Here is a 1437-nt window from a genome sequence, read left to right on the forward strand (position 1 = left end):
CAGATGCCGGCGACGGTGATCGCGGAGCGGATCGGCTGGACACGCTCGCTGACGGTGCTCAAGGAGCGGGTCCGGGAGCTGCGCCCGCAGTTCGTCCCGGTCGACCCGGCGTCGCGGATGGACTACCGGCCCGGCGAGCTCGCGCAGTGCGATCTGTGGTTCCCGCCGGTCGACGTTCCGCTCGGGGCCGGGCAGGTCGGGCGCCCACCGGTGCTGGTGATGGTGTCGGGCTACTCACGGGCGATGACCGCCCGGATGCTGCCCTCGCGCCAGGCCCCGGACCTGCTGGCCGGGCACTGGGCGCTGCTGGCCGGGTGGGGGCGGGTGCCCCGGGCGCTGGTGTGGGACAACGAGTCCGCGATCGGCTCGTGGCGCGGCGGGCGTCCGCAGCTGACCGATGCGATGAACAGCTTCCGCGGCGCACTCGGCATCAAGGTCATCCAGTGCAGGCCCGGCGACCCCGAGGCCAAAGGCCTGGTCGAGCGCGGGAACCGCTATCTGGAGACCTCGTTCCTGCCCGGGCGCCGCTTCGCCTCGCCGGCGGACTTCAACGCCCAGCTCGGGGTCTGGCTGGCCCGGGCGAACGCCCGCCAACACCGCAGACTCGGGTGTCGCCCGGTCGACCGGTGGGCGGCCGATCACGGCCACATGCTCGTCCTGCCAGCCCTGGCCGCCGGGTCGGCGCTGGTCGGCTGGGCGCACTCGCTGCGGCTGCCCCGGGATCACTACGTCCGCCTCGACGCCAACGACTACTCCGTGCATCCCTGCGCGGTCGGACGCAGGGTCACCGTCACCGCCGATCTCGACCACGTGCTGGTGTCCTGCGACGGGCGCCGCGTCGCGCGGCATCGCCGCTGCTGGGCGCGGCACCAGACCCTGACCGACCCTACCCACGCCGCGGCCGCCGCGGCCATGCGTGCCGCCCGATCCGAACAGCTCCAGCAGTCGAGCTCGCGGCCTGGGCTCGAGGTCGAGCAGCGCGCGCTGGCCGAATACGACCGCATCCTCGGCCTCGACGAGCCAGAGGGCCTGAACGGTCCGGGCGGCCTGGACGAGGAGGTGTCGGCCTGATGGCGGCCAAGACCGGCACCACCACGAGCACCGGCGGGCGCAACGTCGCCTCGGAGATCGCGTTCCTGACCCGCGCGCTCAAGGCGCCCTCGTTGGGGGCGGCGGTCGAGAGGCTGGCCGAGCGGGCCCGCACAGAGGGCTGGACCCATGAGGAGTTCCTGGCCGCCTGCCTGCAACGCGAGGTCGCCGCCCGCGAGGCCCACGGCGGCGAGGGGCGNTCAAACGCGACGTCATCGCCCACCTCGGCACCCTGGACTTCATCACCGGGCGAGAGAACGTGGTGTTCCTGGGCCCGCCCGGAACCGGGAAGACCCACCTGTCGGTTGGGCTGGGGATCCGGGCCTGCCAAGCCGGGCACCGCACCGC

Annotated in this window: 1 protein-coding gene and 1 pseudogene; both read left to right on the top strand. The window is 73.7% G+C overall.

The annotated features are described in order from the left end of the window. Positions 1-1071: IS21 family transposase (gene istA / locus ACFQH9_RS11890; RefSeq protein WP_379566061.1), on the top strand; the 1071-nt coding region annotated here is incomplete at its 5' end. Positions 1072-1289: 218 nt separating this feature from the next. Next, a pseudogene (locus ACFQH9_RS11900) lies at positions 1290-1437 on the top strand (ATP-binding protein); the annotation flags it as partial.

Origin of the sequence: Pseudonocardia lutea (genome assembly GCF_042658055.1) — a bacterium.
In the GTDB taxonomy this organism is placed as follows: Bacteria; Actinomycetota; Actinomycetes; order Mycobacteriales; family Pseudonocardiaceae; genus Pseudonocardia; species Pseudonocardia lutea.